Origin of the sequence: Shewanella sp. CAL98-MNA-CIBAN-0140, from assembly GCF_040309905.1 — a bacterium.
GTDB lineage: Bacteria > Pseudomonadota > Gammaproteobacteria > Enterobacterales > Shewanellaceae > Shewanella > Shewanella psychromarinicola.
This window is the reverse complement of the sequence record NZ_JBEOPI010000267.1, coordinates 1-242: the sequence shown is the minus strand read 5'-3', so window position 1 is coordinate 242 and position 242 is coordinate 1. Positions and strand designations below refer to the sequence as shown.

Annotated in this window: 1 pseudogene; it reads left to right on the top strand. The window is 57.9% G+C overall.

Annotation, left to right across the window (positions count from 1 at the left end):
- Positions 1–242, top strand: a pseudogene (locus AAEY93_RS21015) (hypothetical protein); the annotation flags it as partial.

The following is a 242-nucleotide window of genomic DNA, read 5'->3' as shown; positions in this document are numbered from 1 at the left end:
GAGCAATACAAAGCTCTAGCAACCAGCAGCGGTGGTCATCAACACGGTGGCGGTGAGAGCAAAATGCATAACCATGAAGGCCAGCATGAGGGCCAAAAAGGCGTTGTCGCGGGGCATCATGACGCGAGTGCAGCCGAAGAGATAGCCGAAGCAGGCGACCATCATGGCGAGAGAAACAGCGCTCATGCCCATGAGGCGGCCGCAGCGCCTTCTCAGGATGAAAGTACCGAACACGCCCATCC